Source organism: Flavobacterium taihuense (assembly GCF_019351435.1).
In the GTDB taxonomy this organism is placed as follows: Bacteria; Bacteroidota; Bacteroidia; order Flavobacteriales; family Flavobacteriaceae; genus Flavobacterium; species Flavobacterium taihuense.
Genome location: NZ_JAHWYN010000009.1, coordinates 128,738 through 154,462 on the forward strand (window position 1 = coordinate 128,738; position 25,725 = coordinate 154,462).

Annotated in this window: 19 protein-coding genes; 12 read left to right on the forward strand and 7 right to left on the reverse strand. The window is 36.1% G+C overall.

Going from position 1 to position 25,725, the window contains the following annotated elements; all coding sequences use genetic code 11:
• Positions 1-2: 2 nt before the first annotated feature.
• Positions 3-125 carry a FeoB-associated Cys-rich membrane protein gene (locus KZH69_RS11900; protein WP_219317685.1) on the forward strand — a complete coding sequence of 41 codons (123 nt, stop codon included), beginning with the start codon at positions 3-5 and terminating at the stop codon, positions 123-125.
• A 314-nt stretch (positions 126-439) separates the two neighbouring features.
• The gene (locus KZH69_RS11905; protein ID WP_219317688.1) at positions 440-925 is read left to right on the forward strand and encodes a YybH family protein; all 486 of its coding nucleotides are present in this window, start codon (positions 440-442) and stop codon (positions 923-925) included.
• A gap of 402 nt (positions 926-1,327) precedes the next feature.
• Here the strand turns inward: KZH69_RS11905 and KZH69_RS11910 are convergent, their stop codons facing one another.
• The 3 genes from KZH69_RS11910 to KZH69_RS11920 form a co-directional block, all read right to left on the reverse strand.
• On the reverse strand, positions 1,328-2,407 hold the full coding sequence (locus KZH69_RS11910) for a hypothetical protein (RefSeq protein ID WP_255557899.1): 1,080 nt from the start codon (positions 2,405-2,407) through the stop codon (positions 1,328-1,330).
• A gap of 105 nt (positions 2,408-2,512) precedes the next feature.
• Positions 2,513-3,166, reverse strand: a complete 654-nt coding sequence (locus KZH69_RS11915; RefSeq protein WP_219317689.1) for a metal-dependent transcriptional regulator — start codon at positions 3,164-3,166, stop codon at positions 2,513-2,515.
• A gap of 70 nt (positions 3,167-3,236) precedes the next feature.
• On the reverse strand, positions 3,237-5,108 hold the full coding sequence (locus KZH69_RS11920; protein WP_219317690.1) for an Nramp family divalent metal transporter: 1,872 nt from the start codon (positions 5,106-5,108) through the stop codon (positions 3,237-3,239).
• Positions 5,109-5,196: 88 nt separating this feature from the next.
• On the opposite strand from KZH69_RS11920, the gene KZH69_RS11925 reads away from it, so the two are divergent.
• The 4 genes from KZH69_RS11925 to KZH69_RS11940 all read left to right on the forward strand — a co-directional run bounded on the left by KZH69_RS11925 (position 5,197) and on the right by KZH69_RS11940 (position 9,632).
• Positions 5,197-7,473, forward strand: coding sequence for a TonB-dependent receptor (locus KZH69_RS11925; RefSeq protein WP_219317692.1), 2,277 nt, complete (start codon positions 5,197-5,199; stop codon positions 7,471-7,473).
• Positions 7,474-7,941, forward strand: coding sequence for a thioredoxin family protein (locus tag KZH69_RS11930; protein ID WP_219317693.1), 468 nt, complete (start codon positions 7,474-7,476; stop codon positions 7,939-7,941). It begins immediately after the preceding gene.
• 16 nt (positions 7,942-7,957) lie between these two features.
• Complete coding sequence (locus tag KZH69_RS11935) at positions 7,958-9,121, forward strand: lycopene cyclase family protein (protein WP_219317695.1); 1,164 nt, start codon at positions 7,958-7,960, stop codon at positions 9,119-9,121.
• 100 nt (positions 9,122-9,221) lie between these two features.
• Positions 9,222-9,632, forward strand: a complete 411-nt coding sequence (locus tag KZH69_RS11940) for a BrxA/BrxB family bacilliredoxin (RefSeq protein ID WP_219317696.1) — start codon at positions 9,222-9,224, stop codon at positions 9,630-9,632.
• A 68-nt stretch (positions 9,633-9,700) separates the two neighbouring features.
• Here KZH69_RS11940 and KZH69_RS11945 read toward each other — a convergent pair whose 3' ends face one another.
• Genes KZH69_RS11945 through KZH69_RS11955 form a run of 3 tightly spaced genes read right to left on the reverse strand, consistent with a single transcriptional unit; the run spans position 9,701 to position 15,372 of the window.
• Positions 9,701-11,068, reverse strand: coding sequence for an efflux transporter outer membrane subunit (locus KZH69_RS11945; protein ID WP_219317698.1), 1,368 nt, complete (start codon positions 11,066-11,068; stop codon positions 9,701-9,703).
• Positions 11,061-14,231, reverse strand: coding sequence for an efflux RND transporter permease subunit (locus tag KZH69_RS11950; protein ID WP_219317700.1), 3,171 nt, complete (start codon positions 14,229-14,231; stop codon positions 11,061-11,063). Before KZH69_RS11950 ends, KZH69_RS11945 begins: the two co-directional genes overlap by 8 nt.
• A 19-nt stretch (positions 14,232-14,250) precedes the next feature.
• Positions 14,251-15,372 (reverse strand): efflux RND transporter periplasmic adaptor subunit, encoded by a 1,122-nt coding sequence (locus tag KZH69_RS11955; protein WP_219317702.1) that lies wholly within the window; start codon positions 15,370-15,372, stop codon positions 14,251-14,253.
• A gap of 327 nt (positions 15,373-15,699) precedes the next feature.
• Here KZH69_RS11955 and KZH69_RS11960 point away from each other — a divergent pair, with 327 nt between their 5' ends.
• From KZH69_RS11960 to KZH69_RS11985, 6 genes are all read left to right on the forward strand, one after another.
• Positions 15,700-16,671: a polyphosphate kinase 2 family protein gene (locus KZH69_RS11960; RefSeq protein ID WP_219317704.1), complete on the forward strand. Its 972-nt coding sequence runs from the start codon at positions 15,700-15,702 to the stop codon at positions 16,669-16,671.
• 23 nt (positions 16,672-16,694) lie between these two features.
• A complete protein-coding gene (locus KZH69_RS11965) occupies positions 16,695-18,377 on the forward strand; it encodes a SulP family inorganic anion transporter (RefSeq protein ID WP_219317705.1) in 1,683 nt (560 codons plus the stop codon).
• 387 nt (positions 18,378-18,764) lie between these two features.
• Positions 18,765-20,123, forward strand: a complete 1,359-nt coding sequence (gene trhO, locus KZH69_RS11970; RefSeq protein ID WP_219317706.1) for an oxygen-dependent tRNA uridine(34) hydroxylase TrhO — start codon at positions 18,765-18,767, stop codon at positions 20,121-20,123.
• Between the two features lie 6 nt (positions 20,124-20,129).
• Positions 20,130-21,371, forward strand: a complete 1,242-nt coding sequence (locus KZH69_RS11975) for a peptidase U32 family protein (protein ID WP_219317707.1) — start codon at positions 20,130-20,132, stop codon at positions 21,369-21,371.
• A complete protein-coding gene (locus tag KZH69_RS11980) occupies positions 21,371-21,601 on the forward strand; it encodes a ferredoxin (protein ID WP_219317708.1) in 231 nt (76 codons plus the stop codon). Before KZH69_RS11975 ends, KZH69_RS11980 begins: the two co-directional genes overlap by 1 nt.
• 70 nt (positions 21,602-21,671) lie before the next feature.
• A complete protein-coding gene (locus tag KZH69_RS11985; RefSeq protein WP_219317709.1) occupies positions 21,672-23,165 on the forward strand; it encodes a hypothetical protein in 1,494 nt (497 codons plus the stop codon).
• Between the two features lie 128 nt (positions 23,166-23,293).
• Here KZH69_RS11985 and KZH69_RS11990 read toward each other — a convergent pair whose 3' ends face one another.
• Positions 23,294-25,684, reverse strand: coding sequence for an arylsulfatase (locus KZH69_RS11990; protein WP_219317711.1), 2,391 nt, complete (start codon positions 25,682-25,684; stop codon positions 23,294-23,296).
• Positions 25,685-25,725: the final 41 nt, after the last annotated feature.

Here is a 25,725-nt window from a genome sequence, read left to right on the forward strand (position 1 = left end):
TTATGATTCAAGAAATAATTGCCTTCATTATACTTGTAATTGCCCTTGCTTTTTTGATTCGAAAGTTTTTATTCAAAAAAAAATCGGATAAAAATTGTGGAAGCGGAGACTGTGGGTGTAGTTAATTTAAGTTTTGAACTTATTCATAAAAATTCAATTCTTATCAAAATGAACTTGCCTTATTAGTAAGCAAATGACTTCTATTAAGCACTTTTAAAGCTTTACTTTTGGTTATTTTCCACCTATTATTTTTAAAACTAATCTTCTTTCTCTTCTTTTTTTGCTCAAAAAACACAAAATACTCTAAAAACTTAAAGCAAAAAGACACGAAATACTCGAATTTCTAGTACAAAAAACATTTCATTACATTTTTTTATCTTAAATTTATGTCATTAATTTTCAATTACTTAATGCCTATATTTAAAAAAAACTTACTATTATGAAAAAACCGTTTATTAAAGGATTAGTTGTATCAAGTGCATTGTTATTATTAATTGCCTGCAAAAAAGAAGAACCAGTAGCAGCTACTATTGACACTAACCAAATCAAAAAAGAAATTCAAGCCAAGGAGAATGAATTTGCTGATACTTACAATGCTGGGATTGTGAAAAATATAGGGTATCATGCTGATGATGCCATTACCTACCCGCAAAACAGCAAACCAATAGTGGGTAAAACAGCAATCGTTACATTTTTAAAAACCCATAGAGATTCTACTTCTGTAGGGCACAAAATTTCGTTTAAAACTAGCGAAGTTTTTGTATCAAATGATGGGGCACAAGTAGTTGAACTTGGCTATTACAAAGTAGTTGATTCTACAGATACTACCGTAAACTCTGGAAATTATATGAGCTTATTTGTAAAAAAAGACGGTAAATATGTTTGCCTAAGAGATATGAGCGCATCTGATCAGCCAAACAATTAAAAATAGTCCCCTTCTTTCTAAAAAGGCTATCCGAAATTAATTTTGGGTAGCCTTTTTTATATCTATTGGACTGTCAAACTTATCTCCTAACCTAGCTTAAAAAACCATTACTGAAAATTCGGAGCAAACCTTAGCACTGTATGTCATCAAGTTAAATTTTTATTTTTCTCGCCAAGGCGCAAGGACGCAAAATTTAGAACTACTTTCTTTGCTTCTTAACGACTTTGCCTTTACTTTGGATTAGTTTAAAAAAAGTAAATTTCTTCAAAGGAAAGCAGATCAAGAAATCCTTAAATTAATGATATTGTCTCTGCATTTCCAAACAAAAACCCCGACCACAAAATTTGTTGTCGGGGTTAGCTATAATGGTATGGTTGTTTTTTAAATAAATAGAAAAAAACATTAACGTCTTCTTCCGCCTCCGCCGCCTCTGAAGCCGCCGCCGCCGCCGCCTGAACGGTAACCGCCACTGCCCCCACTAAAGCTCGAGCCTGAGGAACGGGAAGAACTCATAGAATTAGAAGCAGAAGGTCTTGATGAAGTAGATGACCTTCCAGCATCACGTGTTGAAGCTGAATTTCTATTCGCATCGCGACTTGAAGACTTATTATCACGCGTTGAGGCAGAATTTCTATTTGCGTCTCTTGACGAATTATTATTTCTGTTGTTATTATTGCCGATATTAATATTATTCCTACTATTATTTATGTTGTTGTGCGATACTCGATTAGAAGTGTTTCTGCTATTATTATTGTAATTATTGTAATTATTATGATTCACATAAACATTTGTATTGTGATAACCATAGCCTCCTCCATGGTAATAATAATGATTAGAACGATAAATACCAACTGCCATCACCGTTGCGAATCCAAACCAAGGTGGATAATACCCGTAATAATACGGAGGATAATACGGCACATAAGCAGGCGAATAAACATACTGCACAATTGGGGCTTGCTCAACTACTATTGTGGTAGTCGAGGCTGGTACATTCACGGTAACTGGGTCAGCACCTGTATAGGCTGGATTGGCTGTAACTCCACCGCTACCTTTTGCACTAGGCTCAACAATATAGTCCTTTCCGTATAAATCTTTATCTCCAATAATTTGCAAGCTTATCTTTTTATTTTTGTCTTTTGACACCATAATGACAGCTACATCCTGCGTTTCAGTTTTGCTTATAGGATCTCTTAGGATAAATGTAAAATCATCACCATCCTTCTTGGTCTCTACTTTGATAAAATCAACTTTTTTATCGTCGTTTAAATCCAAATTATTTATTTTCTTCTTTTCGTCATTTAATGACTTTTCGAAGTCTTCAATCGTTTTTGATTTTTGAAAAAGATCCAATACGGCATAAAGATCCAAATTGTCTCCAGGCAAACCCAATTCACCCGCAGCCGCTTCATTTTGAGAAAAAGTGGTCAAACCAGACAAACACATTCCTATTATTATAATAGTTAAAAATCTTATTTTCATAATTATTACGATTTAAAATTGCAGTGTAAATATAGCAAACAAAACTTAATAAATTATTCTCTGAGTTGAATATATTGAATCAAAAAGTTCAAAATCATATCAATCCTAAACTACTTTCACAAACAAATTACTTGCAATTTTATTAGAAATAGACAATTCTACTTCGTTCACTATTATTTTTAAGGATAAATCAAAAGGTTCCTTTGTGACCACTACAATTTTAGTTCCCAAACCAATTTGCTGTTTGTCCAGATACTTCAAGAAATCAGAAGAATTGTCTTTCACCCCCACACAAATTCCTGATTGATTAGCCAATAACTCAGATAGCAATTGCTTTTCAATCGCAATTATTCGACCTTGCGCATCGGGAATTGGATCGCCATGTGGATCTTCAGTTGGATTTCCTAGAAAATCATCAAGCTTATTAATCAGTTTTTCAGATTTTATATGCTCCAATTGTTCGGCAATATCATGCACTTCATCCCACGAAAAATCAAGTTTCTCAACCAAAAAAACTTCCCATAAACGATGTTTTCTAACAATCATTTTGGCAGCTAGTTTTCCGTTTTCCGTCAATGAAACCCCTTGGTATTTTTTATAATTGACCAAGTCTTTTTCAGACAATTTTTTAAGCATATCGGTCACAGACGAAGCTTTGGTTTCCATCATTTCTGCAATAGCATTGGTGCTTACTTCACTGTCTAAACTAGTGGTAAGATGATAAATGGATTTAAGATAATTTTCTTCGGAGAAAGTCATGCGATTTAGATTGCAGATTTATGATTTAAGATTGCAGATTTCCAATTGAAATTGATTTTTCCAATTGCAATTAATTTTTTACAATAAACAAAGGTATTGAAATTTTATGGCGCAGTTTGTCAACTGTGGTTCCAAAAATTAGATCTTTCAAGCCTGTATGCCCATGCGTTCCCATGACCAAAATATCAAAACTGCCATTATTAATTATTGTTGGTATAATCTTCGTTGGATTTCCAAATCCTAATTCTGTTTCGATTTTAAAGCCTTTTTGCGAAAGCATTTCCTTATATTCCAGCAATAGCGTTTCATCTATTGTGGTTTCATGATCATCAGCTTCATTGCCATACATCATAGCGCCAACGGTTTCAACCACATGCATCAAGGTGTATTTTGCATCCATTCCTCCCAATTCAAAAGCATGGTTTAAAGCGGCTTCATCTGCAGTGGAAAAGTCAACCGAAACAGCAATGTTTTTATAAGAATAGGTTCCCGTTGAAGAAAACTTCAAAGCCAAAAGATGCGGAGAATGGTTTTGAATATCCGGTTTTGATTTCGTCACAAAAGGTTTAATTACGATATAAAGCAATAAAATCAAGAAACTGATTGCCAAAGGCACAACTGTTAACCAAAGAATTAATGGATTTTCTGAAGTTTCCAACCATCCTTGAATTTCAGAATAAACTAATTTGGCGTTAAGCGAAACAATAATCAAAGCCACAATCCATGAGGCTATTTGAGTGGTTTTGCTAATATGAAAACCTTTCATTTTTCGTTTATCACTCACGAAATGAATAAGCGGAATGATGGCGAACCCTAACTGTAAACTTAGAATTACCTGACTCAAAATCAGCATTTTTCCGGTTACGCTTTCACCAAAAATCAAAATGACAATTATGGCCGGTACAATCGCAATTAAACGTGTAATGATTCGGCGAACCCAAGGCTGAATTCGCAAATTCAAATAGCCTTCCATCACAATTTGTCCTGCTAACGTTCCTGTAACCGTCGAGCTTTGACCTGCAGCAATTAATGCTACTGCAAACAAAATAGGTGCCCATTTCGTTCCTAATATCGGTTGCAGAAAACGATAAGCATCTTGAATTTCGGCCACTTCAAACATTCCGTTTTTATAGAAAGTGGCTGCCGCCAAAATTAAAATAGCAGCATTAACAAAGAAAGCCAAGTTTAAAGCAATTGTTGAATCTATAAAATTATATTTTATAGCTTGCTTGATTCCTGCAGGACTTCGGTCAAATTTTCTGGTTTGTACCAGAGAGGAATGAAGGTATAAATTGTGAGGCATTACAGTGGCCCCAATGATTCCAATAGCAATATAAAGTGCCGATTCATTAGGTAAAGAAGGGATCAAACCGTAAAGCACTTTCCCCATTTCGGGTTGGGCAAATATCATTTCAAATATAAATGACAATCCAATAATCATTACTAATACAATGATAAAAGCTTCCATTTTGCGTATCCCTTTATTGATTAGAAAAAGTAATAAAAAGGTATCCAAAACAGTAATCATTACTGCTTCTACCAATGGAATTCCAAACAATAAATTGATACCAATAGCCATTCCTAGGACCTCAGCAAGATCACAGGCTGCGATAGCAATTTCGGCAAGAAAATAAAGAATATAATTAATGAATTTCGAATAGGTTTCTCGTGACGCTTGCGCCAAATCACGTTGTGTAACAATTCCTAATCGGGCACTTAAACTTTGTAACAGCAACGCCATTAAGTTACTCATTAACAAAACCCACAATAAAGCATACCCAAACTGACTACCTCCGGCGATGTCTGTCGCCCAATTTCCAGGATCCATGTAGCCTACACTAACCAAATAGGCTGGACCAAAAAAGGCCAATATTTTTTTAAGTACTGTTTTTTTATTTTGTGTAGAGACCGATTGGTTTACTTCTTCAAGTGATTTGGACATTTTTAATAGTTTAAAAAACAAATATATAAAATAACTTTACATTAATGAAATTATTTTTTTAGCTTTGTCTAAAATTTAATTTAATAAAATGAAAAAATTATTTTCGTTTATAATAATACTCGCAATTCAATTAATATACTGTCAAGAAAACAAAACTATAGAAGGAATAGTTATGCACAAATCAACCCCAATTGAAAATGCAACCGTAGAGATAATAGGAACCAATTACAACACTCAAACAGATTCCAAAGGCATCTACGCCTTTCAAAAAATTCCAAAAGGCAACTATAAAATACTAGTAACTGCTGTAGGATATAAAACCCAGCGAAAAAACCTCACAAAACAAGACGAAATAACAATTAAATTGAATTTTGAATTACAAATAGAAGACAATGAACTCAACGAGGTTGTAGTTTCCGGAACTTTAAAAGCTGTAAAACGACTTGAAAGTGCCGTTCCTGTTGAAGTCTACACCCCAGTTTTTTTCAAGAAAAACCCAACACCCAGCATCTATGAAGCGTTGCAAAATGTAAACGGAGTAAGACCGCAACTCAACTGCGGCATTTGCAATACAGGAGACATTCACATCAATGGTCTCGAAGGTCCGTACACTTCGGTGATGATTGACGGAATGCCGATAGTGAGCAGTTTATCTACTGTTTATGGATTGTCAGGGATTCCAAATTCATTGGTGGAACGCATCGAAATTGTAAAAGGCCCCGCATCTTCTTTGTACGGAAGTGAAGCCGTAGGGGGTTTAATCAACATTATAACCAAAAACCCAACTAATGCTCCCCTTTTTTCTTTTGATGTATTTACTACTTCTTGGCTAGAAACCAATGCTGATTTGGGAATTAAATTTAACATTACTAAAAAGGCAACTTCTCTATTGGGACTAAATTATTACAATTACAACCAAACCATAGACAATGACCATGATGGATTTACGGATGTAACGACTCAAAACAGAATTTCGCTTTTCAATAAATGGAATTTCAACAGGCCTCAAAACCAATTATTCACAATTGCCGTTCGGGGAATGTATGAAGATCGTTGGGGCGGTGATGTAAATTGGGAGAAAAAATACCGTGGGGGCGATGAAATTTATGGAGAGAGCATTTATACCAAAAGAGGCGAATTATTAGGAAGTTACCAATTGCCAACCACCGAAAAACTAATGCTTTCCTTTTCGGGAACGATACATTTTCAAGACAGTCGATATGGAACAACCTCCTATATTGCGAATCAAAAAATTGGATTTCTTCAACTGACTTGGGACAAAAAAATAGGCAAAAACGATTTACTGACTGGTATAGCCTCACGTTACACCTATTATGATGACAATACGCAATCTACCTCGCTTTTAAACGAAAACAATCCTGAAAAAACATGGCTTCCAGGAATATTTGCCCAGGATGAAATTACGTTCAGCGAGAAACACAAAGTACTGTTCGGCTTGCGATACGATTACAATTCAATTCACGGCAATATTTTCACACCTCGAATAGCCTATAAATTAAAAATTAACGAAAACAATATTCTGCGATTTAACGCTGGAACCGGTTTTAGGGTTGTCAATTTATTCACCGAAGACCATGCAGCTTTGACTGGGTCTAGAGAAGTGGTTATTGCCAGCAATCTGGATCCTGAAAAATCAATGAATGCTAATTTTAATTATATCAAGAAAATCTACTTAAATAACGGCACATTTTTTGGCATCGAAACTACCGCTTTTTATACCCAATTCAGCAATAAAATAGTATCTGATTATGCAACAGACCCAAACAAAATTATTTATAACAACATAGACGGTTATGCTTTAAGTCAGGGAATCAGTTGTAATATTGATACAAATTTCACCAACGGATTAAAACTCATACTTGGGGCCACATATATGGATGTTTCCAATATAGAAAACGGAATAAAAACAAGACCTTACCTAACCGAGAATTTCACGGCTACGTGGAGTGCTTCCTACAAAATAAAGCAAATGGATCTTGCCATTGACTACACTGGGAATGTGTATAGCCCGATGAAGTTACCATTATTGAGTGAGACAGATCCCCGCAGTCCATACTCTCCTTGGTACAGTTTGCAAAACATACAGTTTACTTACACCAGAATTAAAGGCTTTGAACTATATGCTGGTATCAAAAACCTGCTTAACTTTACTCCAAAACAAAACAATCCTTTCCTGATTTCCAGAACCGAAGATCCGTTTGACAAAAATGTGCAATACGATCCAAACGGAAAAGTACTGGTAACTCTGGACAATCCTTATGGTTTAACATTTGACACCACTTATGTTTACGGACCAAATCAAGGAATTAGGGGATTCTTCGGATTACGATATAATTTATTTTAAATGAAGAAATGGATTTACATGCTATTGATATTCTTTTGGGCAATTCCAAATGGTTTTGCACAACTGAAAACCTATTCCTTCGAACAAATTGACAGTTTACAAACCATTCAAAAAAGGAAAGTAATCATGTTTATCCATACGGATTGGTGCAAATATTGTCAAGCGATGAAAAACAGTACTTTCAAAAACAAAGAAGTCATTAAAAATCTTAACGAAAATTTTTATCTTGTATCATTAAATGCCGAAGAAAAACGTGCAATTACTTTCAAATCAAGAAAATTCATTTTCAAAACTTATGGAAATACTGCAGGAATTAACGAATTGGCTCATGAACTGGCAACGATAAACAATCAAACTTCTTATCCAACAATTTGTATTTTGAATGCCCAAAATGATATCGTTTTTCAACAAAGCAATTACCTTCCTACCAAAGATTTTTTAATTGTATTAGAAAAATTAAACGAATAATAAACTATTTTTGAGAATGATTTCATCACAAATAAAACATTTCGATTACATTTTTTCCGGTACCGGATTAGCAACTTTGATGACAGTTTATAAAATGGTTTGTTCTAAAAAATTTGAAGACAAAACCATTTTACTTTTAGATTCGAATACCAAAAAAACAAACGACAGAACTTGGTGCTTTTGGGATAAAAACAAAACTATTTGGGATTCCATAATAAGTCAAAAATGGAATTCAGCCTTGTTTGCTGATGTAAATTTTAAGCGAGTTTTAGATTTAAAACCCTATCAATACAATCAGATTCGAGGGTTGGATTTTTACAATTTCATTTTTGAAATCCTTTTGAAGCAAAAAAATATTACTTTTTTGAATGAAAAAGTCATAGACATCAATGAATTAGTCACTCACGTTTTTGTCGGAACGGACACAAATAGATACACTTGTGAATCGCTGTACAACAGTATTTACTCAAAAGAATTCGTTGAAACCCAACAAAAATATCCAGTTTTACAGCAACATTTCATAGGTTGGTTTGTCAAAACCGAAACAGATATATTCAATCCGGATCAGGCAACTTTTATGGATTTTTCGGTTCCTCAAAAAGGGAATACCCGTTTTATGTATGTGTTGCCAGCATCAAAAAAAGAAGCTTTGATAGAATACACGCTGTTTTCAAAAGATCTGCTTCCAATAGAAGAATACGAAAAAGAAATTCAGGAGTATCTCGCTAAATTAGGAGCTGAAAATTATGAAATTATTGAAAAAGAGCAAGGAAGTATCCCGATGACTTGTTTCCCTTTTTGGAAAAAAAACACCAAACGCGTACTGAATATTGGCACCGCTGGAGGATGGACAAAAGCCAGTACAGGATATACTTTTAAAAATTCGGATAAAAAATCAACTGAATTAGTTGCCTTTCTTCAAACAGAAAAAGACTTTAAATCCTTTCATAAAAAAACAAAATTCTGGTATTATGATTTATTACTATTGAACATCCTAAGCCGTAATAACGAATTAGGTTCTTTGATATTTTCTTCCCTTTTTCAAAAAGGCAACCCCACACTTATATTCAAATTCCTAGATGAAGAAACATCCTTTTTAGAAGATTTACGTGTTATTTTAAAATGTCCGAAAGCAATTTTCATAAAAGCACTGTTCCGATTCGTTTTTAAAGTAAACTAATAGCAATCAAACTATAACAAAACTTTATAATTCAAATTAAGTTCTTGCAACTAAACTTTGTAACTTTGCAATTCTAAAAGTTAAACTTAAAATAAAAAATATGTATCCAGAAGAAATGGTAAAACCAATGCAAGCTGAATTAACAGTTGCTGGTTTTCAAGAATTACATACTGCTGACGCTGTTGAAAGTGCCATAAAATCAGCAGGAACCACACTTGTAGTAGTAAACTCTGTTTGTGGTTGCGCAGCAAGAAATGCACGTCCAGGCGCAAAAATGAGCTTAGACAATGACAAAAAACCATCAAATCTAGTAACTGTTTTTGCAGGTGTAGATCGTGAAGCTGTAGAAGCTGCAAGAGGATTCATGTTCCCATTCCCTCCATCTTCTCCAAGCATTGCCTTGTTCAAAGATGGTGAATTGGTTCACATGCTAGAGCGTCACCATATCGAAGGACGCCCAGCCGAAACTATTGCAGAGAACTTAAAAGATGCTTTCAACGAGTATTGCTAAGAAATATTAATAAAGCAAAAAACCATTCGCCGCGGCGAATGGTTTTTTTATGGGTTTAAAAAATTGGATTAGTTCCAACCACCACCCAAAGCTCTGTACAATTTTATTGAAGAACTGAGTTGATTTTGTGTAAGTTCAGACAGACTTAATTCGGCCTCAAATAAAGATCTCTCGACGTCTAAAACTTCTAAAAATGAAGTGTACCCATTATAATATCTTGCACTTGATAATTCCAAATTCTTTCTAGCTGCCGTAACTTGTTTATTTCTTGCTTCCCATTCTGCCCTATACGTTTTTAAATCTTGCAACGATTGCTCTACCTCAGCAACAGCAACTATGCATGTTTTTTGATAAGTAAGTCTCGATTCCTCGGCAATTTGACGATAAATCTCAACTCTTCTTTTATTCTTTCCAAAATTAAAAATTGGACCAGTGACACCTGCACTTGCGTTTTGTATGTATGAAGAACCATCAAATAATGAACTTATCGAACTATTTGCAAATCCAGCAATTGCAGCTATATTAAACGATGGAAAACGCATTGCTTGAGCAACTCCGACTCTTTCATTTGCTGCCATATAGGTTCTTTCTGCCTGATTCACATCGGGTCTATTACGTAATAGTAGGGACGGAATTGAGACAGGTATTTCATTGGCTACTTGAAGTTCAAGATTAGATTTACCTCTTTGAATTGGACCGGGAGCTTGTCCTAATAAAATTGAAATTATATTTTCAAAATTGGTTATTTGACGCTGAATAGCTGGAATAGTAGCTTCTGCAATCGCAACTTGCTGTGCGATTTGCACCAAATCAACTTCGGAAACATAGCCTTCTTTAAACCTACTATTTATGATATCATATGCCTTTTTTCTAGATTCTAAAGTTTTTTCTGAAATGAGCAAACGATTGTCAAAATCGCGAAGCTGAAAATAGGCTACCGCAATATCACTGACCAAATTAGAAAGTATTACTTTACGGCCTTCTTCACTAGCAAATAATTCATTTTGAACCGCTCTATTTTCGTGTCGAATTTTCCCCCAAAAGTCCAATTCCCAAGATAGAGAAGCTGAAGCATTTGAAGTGGGAACCATTTTTTCATTACTATTCAAATTAGCACCGTAACCAACTGCTGGCAACAAATCGGCTTTCGTATAGCCTAATTCAGCTCTGGAGCGATCAATTCGAGCCATAGCAATTTTCATATCATAATTATTGACTAACCCTTTGTTGATTAGATCTTTTAAAACATCATCATTAAATAAGTCAAACCATTTTACATTAACAACAGAAGCCAAGGTATCAACATTTGTTGGACCATTTCGAAAAGTTTCTGCATTTTGATCTTCCGGCTTATTATATTTAGGCCCAACTAAACAACCGACAGGAAGTATAGCAAGTATAAGAATGATGACAATTATTTTTGATTTACTATTCATGATCTGGTGTTTTTGATTCAATACTATTATCATTTAAGGCTACCACATCTTTCTTTTTTCCAATATTTTCAATCATTACATAAAGACCTGGCACAATTAATACCCCAAGGATAGTGGCTATAAGCATCCCGCTGAACACAGCCATTCCCATAACTATACGAGCCTGAGAACCTGCTCCTGTAGCGGTAAGCAAGGGTACAACTCCAAGAATAAATGCAAAAGCAGTCATCAATATAGGTCGGAAACGCAATTTTGCTGATACCATTGCCGCTTCATACAGAGGCACACCTTTCTTTTCGTGTTCTTCTTTGGCAAATTCAACGATAAGAATAGCATTTTTTGCAACTAGTCCAATCAGCAGTACCAATCCAATTTGAGCAAAAACGTTATTCACATAAGCGTCGCTTGTAAATCGTGCCAAAAACAAACCTAAAAACGCTCCAAACACAGCCAATGGTGCTCCAAGCAATACACTAAAAGGTAGTTTCCAACTTTCGTATTGTGCTGCTAAAATTAAGAACACGAATACCAATGCCATTAAAAACACTGAGCTTCCTCCTGGCGAATTTTTCTCCTGATACGACAAGTTAATGTAATCGAAACTCATATCATTTGGAAGCGTTTCTTTAGCCACCTCTTCCAGAGCATCCAAGGCTTGCGCACTACTGTAACCCTCATTTGCACTACCACCAATTTCGGCTGATCTAAATAAATTTAACCTATTTGTAAAATCTGGACCCGTCACTTTGGTAGCTGTAACCAACGTAGAAATTGGCAACATAGATCCATTATTGTTTTTAATGTAAATTAAATTTAAATTTTCAGGTTTAACACGATCTGAAGCTTCCCCTTGTAAGAACACTTTATATTGACGCCCAAATCGGTTGAAATCATTTACATAAGTTCCTCCTAAAAAGGCTCCTAATGCTTCCGTAACCCTTGAAACAGGCACACCCAATTTCATCGCTTTTTCATTATCAATTTCTAATTTTATTTGAGGTGTTGCGGCATTAAATGTGGTGTAAATACGTTGAATTTCAGGTCTTTTTTGAGCAGCTGCAATAAAAGATTGCGTTTGTTGCGCCAAATATTCTGGCGTATTTCCTCCTCTATCCTGCAACATTAAACTAAAACCAGCCGAAGCTCCTAATCCTTGAATTGCAGGAGGCCCAAATGCAAAAGCCGTTCCTTTGGTTACTTGCATTGCTAGTTTAGCATTCAATTGATCCGTAAATTCCTTGGCTGTAAAAGAACGTTCTTCCCAAGGTTTTAATGCTATAAAAATAAATGCATTATTAGGAAGATTCGAACTCGTAAGTAAACTATATCCATTAATTGTGGTGTAAGAGAGAATAGCATCCTCCTTTTTCAAAATAGCATCTACTTGTTTAGAGACTTCTTCTGTGCGTTGTAAAGATGATGATGGTGGTAATTGTATATTTAACAAAACATACCCTTGATCTTCCTCTGGAATAAATCCTAACGGGATTTTTATTCCTAAAAATGTAACTGCTATTAATATAACTCCTAACATTGCAACTATACGCATCGATTTTTTAGCAAAAAAATTCACCCCTTTAAGATACCCTCCAGTAACTTTTTCAAAAATTCTATTGAATCCTGTGAAAAATTTAGCCAACCATCCTGTTTGCTCTTCGACTGGTTTTGTGGGTTTTAGGAGCATCGCACATAAGGCTGGACTTAATGACAAAGCACTAAATGCAGAGAATGCCACCGAGACGGCAATGGTTATAGCAAACTGCTGATAAAAACGTCCGGTAATTCCGGGAGTCATTGCTACAGGAATAAATACAGCACACAAAATCAACGCAATAGCAATTACAGGTCCCGAAACTTCTTTCATAGCCTGAATTGTTGCGTCCTTAGGGGATTTACCGTGTTCGATATGATGTATTACGGCTTCCACCACCACAATGGCATCATCGACCACAATACCAATGGCCAACACTAACCCTAATAAGGACAGAGTGTTTATGGAGAATCCTAATAAAGGAAAAACGGCAATTGTTCCAATTAATGAAACTGGCACAGTGATCAAAGGGATTAAGGTAGCACGCCAATTTTGAAGGAAAATAAAAACCACAAGGATAACTAATAATACTGCTTCAAAAAGCGTATGAACAATATCCTCTACACCAGCTGTAATGGCTAGGGTGGTGTCTAATGATTCTTGATACTCAATGTCTTTAGGGAATCTCTGAGACATTTCTTTCATTGCTGCTTTGGCTTCAGCAGCTACTTCCAATGCATTACTTCCTGGCATTTGGAAAATCGTAATTGCAGCAGCCGGATTACCATTTCTTCGAGCATTTGTACTATAATTTTCAGTACCTAATTCAATGCGAGAAATATCACTTAATAGCACTTCAGCTCCGTCTTCTTTACTTCTAACAACAATTTTACCAAATTGTTGTTCAGTAACCAATCGATCTTGGAGTGTAACACCATAGGTAAATTCAGTGCCAATTGGTGCAGGTTGAGACCCAAACTTTCCTCCTGGACTAATCATATTTTGGGCATTCAAAGCATTTTTAACATCTTCAACAGTAACACCTAGTCTAGACATTACATCAGCCTTCAACCAAACCCTCATCGAATAATCACTACCCCAGAGCGTAACTTCACCAACTCCTTTGATACGAGCTAATCGATCTGCGATATTAATACTCGCATAATTGTTTAAAAATTTTGCATCGTATTTAGGGTTTTTGGAAGTTAAAGTAAACAACATCAATGGGAAAGACAGCGATTTTTTTACCACTACCCCTTGTTGTTTAACACTTGCAGGCATAAATGGAGCCGATTGTGCCTGACGATTTTGAGTAAGCATATTGGCATTGTCTAAGTTGGTGCCCACGTCAAAAGTTACTTCAAGTGTTAGGGCTCCATCAGAAGTATTGATGGATTTCATATACAACATATTCTCAACACCATTAACCTTTTGTTCTATAGGTGTTGCCACAGCTTGTTCCACATTCAAAGCATTGGCTCCTGTGAAACTTGTTGTTATTTTTACAACTGGAGGAACAATATCAGGATATTGAGAAACTGGTGTTTTTTGTAATGCCAATAGCCCTAGTAACACTATAATGATACTAATAACCATAGCGACAATTGGTCTTCTAACGAAAAATTCTCCCATAATTAATATATTAGCTAAATTATTTAGTTGGCGCTGTTTCTTGCTGACCTGGTTGCCATTCGATTAGTTTTGGTGTAATAACACTACCATTTTTTAACAAAGAGGTACCACCCATTGCAATTTTATCTCCAGTTTTCAAACCATCTTCAATAACATAACCATCTTTATAGGCGGGTCCTGGTTTAACAATTTGCATATGAACTTTACTACTATCACCCAAAACATATACTTGGTATATACCTTGCATTTCAATTACTGATCGTTGAGGAATTAGAAATGTATTAGCACGAACATCAGTGACCAACCCAACTTTTACATATTGACCTGGCCGCAATAATTTATCAGGATTTGGAAATGATGCCTCAAATGTAATTGCTCCAGTTGTAGGATCAATTTGTCTGTCAGCAAAACTAATCCTTCCTGTTTGTGGATAAATTGATCCATCTGACAATTTTAGTGAAATTGATTGTCCAGCTCCTTTTAATGATGAATTTTTCTTATTGACCTCTCTATAAATACGAAGAAATTCTTGCTCACTTAAAGTAAAACGAACTCTCACATCCCCTAAATCAGAGATGGTATTTAAAACGGATGCGGCACCCGGGCGGACATAATCCCCTGCCCTAACTTTTGATATCCCTATCAATCCTGAAATTGGGGCAACAATTGAGCAATATCCTAATTCTATTTTTGCGTTTTCTAAATTCGCCGAAGCCGCTTTTATAGATGCTACAGAAGCATTGTAAGCTGCTTTTGCTGATATTAACTCCCTTTGACTAACTGCATTCATTTTGGCTAATGGAATCATCATATCATAATCTGATTTGGTTTTTGCTAATCGAGCTTCAACCTCAGCCAATGATCCTTCTGCCTCGTTTAATTTTGCTTGATAAGGCAATGGATCGATGGTATATAACAACTGTCCTTTAGTCACTAAACTTCCTTCTTTAAAATTGAGACTTTCAATCACACCATCAACTCTAGGGTTAATCTGTATATCGGATTGCCCAAAGGTTTGTCCAGTAAATTCCGACTCCAATCTCACATCCTGCTGCAGCACTTTTACAACCGATATTTCGAGTGGTTTGGCTTGCGGCGCAGCTTCCTTTTTACAAGAAATCCATAAGGATGAGAAAACCATAACACAAAAAAATATTTTAACCTTTTTCAATGCATTCATAAAATTAGTATTAAAATTAGTAGAAACAAAAATACTGATTAAACTTTATCAGTGGCAGTAAATTACAAAAAACAAGCGAATAATTCTTAATAACTAATAAAAAAATAAATAATTTATTATTAGTTTAAATTATACTTCCGAATTTCACATTTATTCTTTTCATAAATAATTCCTGCTATTATATTTTTACTAAATTAGTTCATTGGTTTCTACAATTCAAAACATCGGAAAAATATTAATTATTTTTTAATCTCAATCAACCATTTAATAACATTAAATTTTAAAATCATGTCTAAAAGCAATAAAAAAGAATTGAATGACTTCGAGGAAAAGTTAATTGATATAACTTCCTTAAGTAAAAAAGAACTTATTCAAAGAGCTAAAAAATTTTCAAAACAATATTGTGTTGGCGATGGGGATGGCTTTAAGCTTAAAGATTACGAAACCAAAGCCAGTTTCAATTTAGGTGAAGAAGGAAAACCATTGGTAAATCAAACCTTGCAAATGGGGGTTGATGCGCTTGCAGCAATGCAGGACATACTGTATGCTCAGGACAAATGGTCATTACTCCTTGTTTTTCAAGCGATGGATGCGGCAGGCAAAGATGGGGCTATCAAACATGTTATGTCTGGTGTAAATCCACAAGGCTGTCAAGTTTCTTCTTTTAAAGCACCAAGTTCCGAGGATTTAGACCACGATTTTTTATGGCGCTGCCAAAAACATTTACCAGAGCGGGGCCGCATTGGAATATTCAACCGTTCGTATTATGAGGAGGTTTTAGTAGTACGCGTACATGAACAAATTTTAAAAGGCCAAAAACTACCTGAAAAATTAGTCACTAAAGACATTTGGGAGGAACGCTTTCAAGACATCCGAAACTTTGAAAAATACCTAACCCGAAACGGAACTATTGTACTCAAGTTTTTCCTTAATGTTTCCAAAGACGAACAAAAAAAACGCTTTATCGAGCGTGTAGATGATCCAGACAAAAACTGGAAATTTAGTGCTGCAGACGCCAAAGAAAGAGGATATTGGAATGACTATATGCATGCCTATGAGGAATTGATAAAAAACACCTCGACCAAAAAATCCCCTTGGTATGTGATTCCTGCCGACAATAAATCTTATGCACGAATCGCCATTGCTTCGGCAATTATTCACGCATTGGATGAAATGGAATTAGAATATCCAAAAGTAAGTGCTGAGAAAATAGCCGAATTAAATGCTGTTAAAAAAGCATTACTAGACGAAAAAAAATAATCTCCTCTATTTAATTTCGAATTATGGCACTAAAAATTTTCCCTCCAGCTGATTGGATTGCAGCATACAATACCAAAACATTAAACAGTGATTTTATTGCCGGAATAACATTGGCTGCTTATGGAATTCCTGTTTCGCTCGCCTATGCCACACTTGCTGGATTGCCTCCTCAATACGGAATTTATGGTTATCTCATTGGTGGTTTTTTTTACACCTTATTAGGAACCAGCAAACAATTGGCTATTGGCCCCACCTCTGCAATCTCGCTTCTTATAGGCACAACAATTGCGAATCTGGCTCATGGTGACATACAACGTTGGGGAGATATTGCTTCGCTCACTGCATTGATCTTTGCAGTAATGGCAATACTTGCTTATTTTCTAAGATTGAGTGGTATTATCAATTTTATTAGTGAAACGGTTTTGGTTGGTTTCAAAGCGGGTGCCGCTATAACCATAGGTTTAACCCAATTACCCAAATTATTTGGAGTAAAAGGCGGTGGGGAAAATTTTTTAGAACGAGTTTTTTTTCTCTTTCACCAAATTCCGGACATGAATACTGCTGTTTTTATTTTCGGAATTTCTGCCATTATCATTCTAATTATTGGCGAAAAAGTAGCGCCGGGACGACCAGTGGCCATTATAATTGTAATAGCATCCATAGTACTTATTTCGACCACCTCATTAGGGATACAAGGATTCAAAACCGTCGGAGCTATCCCAACCGGACTGCCTGAATTTCATCTGCCTTCACTCCGCATCCGCGATGTAGACGGAGTACTTCCATTATCTTTGGCTTGTTTTTTACTCTCTTATATCGAAAGTGTATCGGCAGGAAGAACATTGGCACAAAAAAACGGATACAACATTGACCCTCGGCAAGAATTACTGGCTCTTGGCATAGCCAATGCTGCCGTAGCATTCGGACAGGGATACCCCGTAGCTGGAGGATTGTCACAATCTGCCGTAAATGATACTGCTGGCGCCAAAACACCATTATCCTTAGTGTTTGCTTCAGTAACAATTGCAATATGTTTGCTGTTTTTAACAGGATACTTACAAAATTTACCTACTGTAGTCTTGGCATCGATAGTCTTGGTAGCCATCAGAGGTCTTTTTGATCTAAAGGAAATGAAACATTTGTACAAAATCAACAAACAAGAATTTTATGTTGCCATGATAGCCCTTATCGGAGTACTCATTTGGGGGATCCTAACCGGAGTTTTACTGGCAGCCATAGTAACTTTATTGCTGTTAATCAAAGCAACCTCTACACCAAATGTCGCTTTCTTGGGCAGAATACCAGGCACCAAACGTTATACAGATATGGCACGACATCCGGATAACGAAAAAATTGAAGGAGTATTAATTGTTCGTATTGAATCGGCTATTTTATATTTTAATTGTGAATTTATAAAAGAACAATTATGGCTCAAAATCGACAGTGAAATTAGCACATTAAAAACAATAATACTGGACCTCAACTCCTCCCCTCATATTGATATTGCAGGTGCCCGCTTTTTAAAACAACTTTTTATCGATTTGAAAGCAAAGAATATATCCTTAAAAATTGCCGAAGCCCGCTCCGAAGTTCGAGACATCTTACGTTCCGAAAACCTTGAAGATCTTCTCGGACACATTAGCCGTTTTGTAGCAGTAGACGATTTAGTTGTTGAAGCAACCAAAGAATTAAAGAATGCACATTAACGATTTTTGATTTAAGATTTATTGGGTGTAATTCATGAAATTTTAATTAGAAACATAGATTTTATTTAAAAAAAGAACACAAAAAAGAAATACATTTCTTTCACATAGAAAGCTATGTGTATTTTAAATAAGTGAAACGCCTACTTTTGAGCTACCAAAATCTATGTTTCTATGTGTTAAAAATAATCCTAACTAACGGGTTAATGATTTAAAATATTTTACACCTAGTTTTCACTTCTAAAAATCAAAAAGGGTAAGTCTAAAATCAGAAATCACAATATTCCGCTAATTAGCATACAAAATCACAAAAGTTCACTAATTTTGCACCCGATTTGAGTTCTTCCATTTAGAACTCACAACATATTTTCTCACTTAAACGTTTATAGCATGCAACTGTATAACACCTTAAGCGCAGAAGAAAGAGCCGAGCTTATTGATCAAGCTGGCAAACAACGTCTTACGTTGTCTTTCTATGCGTATGCCAAAATTCTAGATCCCACACAATTTCGTAACGATTTATTTATTGCTTGGAATGCACTCGATGCATTGGGCCGAATTTACGTTGCCCATGAAGGCATCAACGCCCAAATGAATGTTCCTGCCGAAAATTTCGAAGCTTTTAGAGAAACTCTGGAAGTTTATGATTTTATGAAAGGCATTCGTTTGAATGTGGCCGTAGAACATGACGATCACGCCTTTTTGAAACTAACTATCAAAGTCCGTCACAAAATTGTTGCAGATGGCTTGAACGACGATACATTTGATGTAACTAACAAAGGAGTTCACTTAAAAGCCAAGGAATTCAACGAAATCCTGGATGATCCAAACACGATAGTAGTTGATTTTAGAAATCACTATGAAAGTGAAGTGGGTCATTTTAAAGGTGCCATAACTCCCGATGTTGAAACTTTTAGAGAAAGTCTGCCGATAATCAACGAGCAACTTCAAGATCACAAAGAAGACAAAAACCTAGTGATGTATTGCACCGGTGGAATTCGTTGTGAGAAAGCAAGTGCCTATTTCAAACACCAAGGCTTCAAAAATGTTTTCCAATTAGAAGGCGGAATCATTAATTACGCCAAACAAATTGAAGCAGAAGGTTTGGAAAGCAAATTCATTGGAAAGAATTTTGTTTTCGATAATCGCTTAGGTGAAAGAATTACAGACGATATCGTTTCGCAATGCCACCAATGTGGAAAACCTTGCGACAATCACACCAATTGTGAAAATGACGGATGCCATTTGTTGTTTATTCAATGTGACGAATGCAAAACAGCCATGGAAAACTGTTGTTCTACCGAATGTCTGGAAATTATCCATATGCCTTTGGTCGATCAAGTACGATTGAGAACAGGAAAGCAAGTTGGAAATAAAGTTTTCAGAAAAGGAAAATCGGAAAGTTTAAAATTTAAACATTCTGGAGAATTGACAGACACAGCTTTGGCAACAGCTCCAAAAACAACTGATATTCGCAAAAAGATAAAAGTTAAAAAAGCATTACTTGGCAAAGCGGAACATTATTACGTAAAAGCGCAAGTGGGCCTTTTCACCATAGAAAACCAAGAATTGAATTCGGGTGATAAAATCTTAATCGTAGGGCCAACAACCGGAAACCAAGAAATGGTTTTAGACAAAATGTTGGTTAACGGAACCGAAAGCACTCAAGCCAAAATAGGCGACAAAGTAACCTTCACAGTGCCTTTCAGAATTAGATTGTCTGATAAATTATATAAAATTCTAAATTAATTTATCATGACAACAATCAATAAAATAGAACTTATGGCTCCCGCAGGGAACTTTGAGTCGCTTCAGGCTGGATTGGATAATGGCGCCGATTCTGTATATTTTGGCGTAGAACAATTGAACATGCGCGCCCGTGCCACGGTCAATTTCACAATAGATGATTTACCTGAAATCGCCCGTCGTTGTGAAGCCAAAAACGTTAGAAGTTATTTGACGCTGAACACCATCATTTACGACCACGATTTATCAGTCGTAAAAACATTGTTGAACAAAGCCAAAGAAACCAACATCACCGCCGTAATTGCCTCCGACCAAGCCGTAATTGCGATGGCGAGAGGAATCGGGATAGAAGTTCATATTTCGACCCAATTGAACGTTACCAACATCGAAACCATCAAATTCTACAGCTTATTTGCAGATACCATGGTTTTGAGCCGTGAATTGAGTTTGCGTCAAGTAAAAAAAATCACGGAACAAATCGAAAAAGAGCAAATCAAAGGACCAAACGGCAAATTGGTGGAAATCGAAATCTTTGGTCATGGCGCATTGTGCATGGCGGTTTCGGGAAAATGCTATTTGAGTCTACATTCGAATAACTCATCGGCAAACCGTGGAGCGTGCAAACAAAATTGCCGTAAAAAATATACTGTTATCGATCAGGAAACTGGTTTTGAAATCGAATTGGACAACGAATACATGATGTCTCCAAAAGATTTATGCACGCTGGATTTTCTGGACCAAGTGATTGATTCGGGTATTCAAGTCCTGAAAATTGAAGGTCGCGGCCGAGCACCTGAATATGTGGCCACTGTAATTAAAACCTACCGAGAAGCGATAGACAGTTATTACGAAGGTACTTTTACCAAAGAAAAAGTAGCGGTTTGGATGGAAGCGCTGAATACCGTTTACAATCGTGGTTTTTGGGCGGGTTATTACCTCGGACAGGAATTGGGAGAATGGAGCGATGTTTCGGGATCTGTAGCCACCCAAAAGAAAGTGTATGTGGGGAAAGGAACCCACTTTTTCCCAAAAGCGGAAATTGGCCAATTCAAAATCGAAGCCTACGACATTAAAGTTGGGGACAGAATATTGGTGACAGGACCAAGCACCGGAGCTCAGGAAATGGTTATCGAAGAGATGTATGTGAATGATGTAACTGCAGAAAAAGCAACAAAAGGAGATGATTGCACTTTCAAATTGCCTTTCAGAATCCGTATGTCTGACAAATTATATAAAATTGTAGAAGCCTAATGGTTATTGTAACGCTACAAAGAGATAAATGCATTGGGTGCAATTATTGTGTGGAAATGGCACCCGTTCAATTTCAAATGTCCAAAAAGGATGGAAAATCGGTGTTGATTAAAAGTATAAATGCCAAAGGTTTTTATACTTTGAAATCACCCGATCACACCATTTTAGAAAGTTGTGAATTGGCTGCCAAAGCTTGTCCAGTGAAAATCATTTCGGTGAAAGAAACCTAAGTAATTTAAGTAATTCCATAAAGTTGTATCTTTGATAGTAGTAAACTGTACTAATTTAATTAGAAATATAATGAAAAGCAGTTTTAATATTACAAAAACAATCCACTCATTCGCAACTTATTTATTCTACTTGTTGACCTATAGTTCTTTTTCTCAATCTACAGATAAACAAGTGATTCGGGTTGAAAAAATGGAATACAACTACTACCCTTGGGTCAAAGAAGCCACAAATTATGGTTTAATTTCTCGCGTTGTTTTGGCAGAGGATTCCATACTGGCAAAAAAAATGAAACAAAGTATTGTTTCAGCAATAAGCAGCCGGTGGAATGCAACCGTCCTAGAGCCTCAATGGAAGTTAAAACAAATAGAACCTTCATACAAAACGCCAAAACTTAAGACAGAATTAAAAAAAGGAATTCCAGGCAATTGGCATCTATTTTTTCAGGTGACTGATAGTGGGCCGTATCCTTTGATGGATAAGAAAAAGAATATGTTGTCTTTACTATTTGATTCCAGCCCCTTTTTCGAAAACCTAGATTATGCTCCATATCATATGCGCTTCAAGGCCATAATCGTTGATGGTACTAATGGTTCTGAAATTTTTTCGAATGAGATGACTTTCGAAATGCAAAGAGAGGCCATTCCTGATGGACAAATTTTACTTCGCAAAATTCCAGCACTTACTGACTCTTTTTTGCAGGCGTTTGATAGGGCCTTGCAAAATTTCTTTTCCAGCACTCCTGAAAAAGATTTAAAACTAAAAGTAATTCCTGCCTGTTTGTTTTTGGATGTTGACAAGAAATTCCCCAATATTCAAAAGTTAAACTTCGTTACTAAAAACGACTCAATTATAGAGCAACTTCAATTAAAACAAGAATGGATTATTCAAAACAGTACAACCAAAAAAGTAAAAAGAGTCAGTAAAACAGGGGATAATATAACAAATGTTGCTGTTAATTTACTATTTGGATTACCAACAGATCAAATTACTGCAAAGATTTATAAAACAAAATTTGGGTTTTTAAACATCAACGAAAACAAACATTATTCGTGTGAAATTCCTTTTACTGAAGAAAACAGGGTAGAATCGGATTGGAAAGTAGGAAATACCATTATTCATGAAGGTGGATCAGAGCGAACCAAAAGATTTTTGGACGACTCCAAAAAGAATTACATACTCTGCGAAAAAGACACCATTGGCAGTTTTAAAATTACAATGGGAGACCGAAAAGATTCAAAAAAACACTTTTCACAATATTGGGATGGTAAAAACGAATCGACCATCAGCAAGATGCCTGAATTTTGGAATAATACATTTTCGGGGCAAAATGGACAAACAATACCATTCAGTCTTGAAGGAGAATTAAACAAAGTGCCTTTTATCATTGAAAATAGCAAAGCTGGAAACCAAATGGACATTGAAATCAGTGGTCAAGAAATCATGACATTAAAAATATACAATAACAAGCCGGTTTTTGGATTATTGTATTCCAATCCCACTGATGAAAAAATACTGTCCATTTTAATTATGCTTTCTACAGTCCCTTTTAATTCCATGCTTTAAATATCGTTTTTCAGATGTGAATTATTAAAACCTAAAAAAGAAAAGAGGCTGTCCAAATGGATAACCTCTTTTCTTTTTTAGGTTATGAATCTATATAAACTATAAAAATTCATTATTGTTTAACATAGTTATTCTTTACTACAAGCTCTCGCCGCTTCTCGTTCCAAATCAAGATATTGCTCTTTACCTGTACTCACCGTTACGAAAGAAATATTTCCACCTTCAAATTCGCCCGGTGATGAATAAAGCTTACTTACAGGATCACCACTATCATAACCTATACAAAGACCATCACCAACAAGCGTAAATTTACCTACTTGTGCTTTCATATTATTTTTGGCTACTTCTTTGTCATTTACATACAATTTGGCAGTACCAATGGATTCGTTGTATTCTCCAGCTTTCTCTTTGGTGAATTCCATTCCAACTGTATATTTCCCAACTTTAACAGGTTCAGAAGATACTAGTTGCTGTTCCGTAATTCCAAGGAAATTATAAACATAATACAATTTGTGGTCTTTGATAAACAAACTATGACCTCCAAAACGAGAACCATGAGCAAAAATCACTCCAGAAGCATTAGCATCTTTAATCTCAACATTGGCAACAATTTTATATGATTTTCCTCTAACATTAGCAGCTACGGCTTCTGGTACTGAACTGGTATGAGGATAATACGTATGGCTATCACTTTCTTTTTCTTCTGTAGGGCGCTCAATAGTTAGTATATCGGTAGCAGAACGGTCATCTAGAGGCAAGGCATTATTTTTCAACGCTTCTTCCATGTACAATTTCTTCAGTGCTTCCAGTTTTTCGGGATTTTTCTTGGCCAAGTCAACTGATTCGGAACGATCCACATCTACGTGGTATAATTCCCATCTATCCTGGTCAAATTTACCTTTACCAGTAAGTGGTGCATGAACAGCCACTGCTTTCCAACCGTCCTGCCAAATGGCACGAGTTCCCAGCATGGTGTAATATTGTACGTGTTTTTGAGTTGGAGTATCCGGTTTGGCATCAAAAGAATATCTCATAGAAACCCCTGATAAAGGATATTGCTCTACACCTTTGTACACCTTTGGCATCTCAAGCCCACAAATATCAAGAATAGTCGGAACAATATCTACCGCATGGTGGTACTGATTGCGAATTTCACCTCGGGCTTTAATTCCTTTTGGCCAAGTAATCGTTAACGGACATTCTGTTCCTCCGGCATAATTAGAATAACGTTTGAACATTTTGAAAGGAGTGGATAAGGCTGCTGCCCATCCGGTTGGATAATGCTCGTAAGTATTGGGTCCCCCCAACTCGTCAATTAATTTCATGTTTTCTGATAATTCATCAGGAAAACCATTAAAGAATTTATTCTCATTTACAGAACCACTAGGGCTTCCTTCTCCAGACGCTCCATTGTCAGAAGCATACATAATAACGGTATTATCATATTGTCCTGTTGCTTTCAAATGATCAATAAGACGGCCAATCTGAACATCGGTATATTCTGAAAAAGCAGCATACACCTCACACAAACGCGAAAACAATTTCTTCTCATCTGGATTAAGTTTATCCCACGGGCGCACAAAATCACCAGGAGCAGCCTGATCTGTTGGCATCGGATTAAACTCTGTTAATTTAGTACCAGCAGGTAAAATTCCTTTTTGAATCATACGAGGTAATACCCATTTGCGATACGAATCATAACCATCATCAAACTTTCCTTTGTATTTTGCAATATAATCTTTTGGCGCCTGGTGTGGTGCGTGATTCGCTCCTGGACAAAACCACATAAACCAAGGTTTAGAAGGATTGGCCGATTTTTGATCACTAATCATCTTAATCGCTTGATCCGCTAAATCTTTAGATAAATGGTATCCTTTTTCAGGACCATACGGTTGTTCGATCGCGTGGTTGTCTTCAGTTAAATCAGGATACCATTGGTTTGTTTCTCCACCAATAAATCCATAAAAACGATCGTAACCTTGCTGCAAAGGCCATTGACTTTTATTCGCTCCCGCAGAAAGATCGGTTTCGGGAACATTGTGGTCTTTTCCTAACCAAAAAGTACTCCATCCGTTATCATTAAGAATTTGTGCCATCGTAGCTGCCTGTGGAGGCAATTGACAACTGTAACCCGGAAATCCATTAGCTCCTTCTGTAATAGAACCCATTCCATTCAAATTATGGTTACGACCTGTATTGATGCATGAACGAGTTGGCGAACAAAGTGCTACGGTATGCCATTGGGTGTACGTCAAACCATCGGCAGCCAATTTGTCCATCGTTGGCATATTGATTCTTCCTCCATAAGGTGACCATGCCGCTAATCCTGTATCATCGTAAAGAATGATAAGAACGTTAGGCGAACCTTCTGGGGCTTTTTTGCGAATGTATGGCGTCCAGTCTGCTTTCGATTCCCGGACATCTAATTTTACATCTCCTTTAAAAGTGGGCTGTTGTGCGTAGCTGCAGTGATAAAGTAATACTGTTGTTACAAATGATAATACAATTTTCATACTCATAATTACTGAATTTTTAAATTAATAGAATTTATATAAAAAAA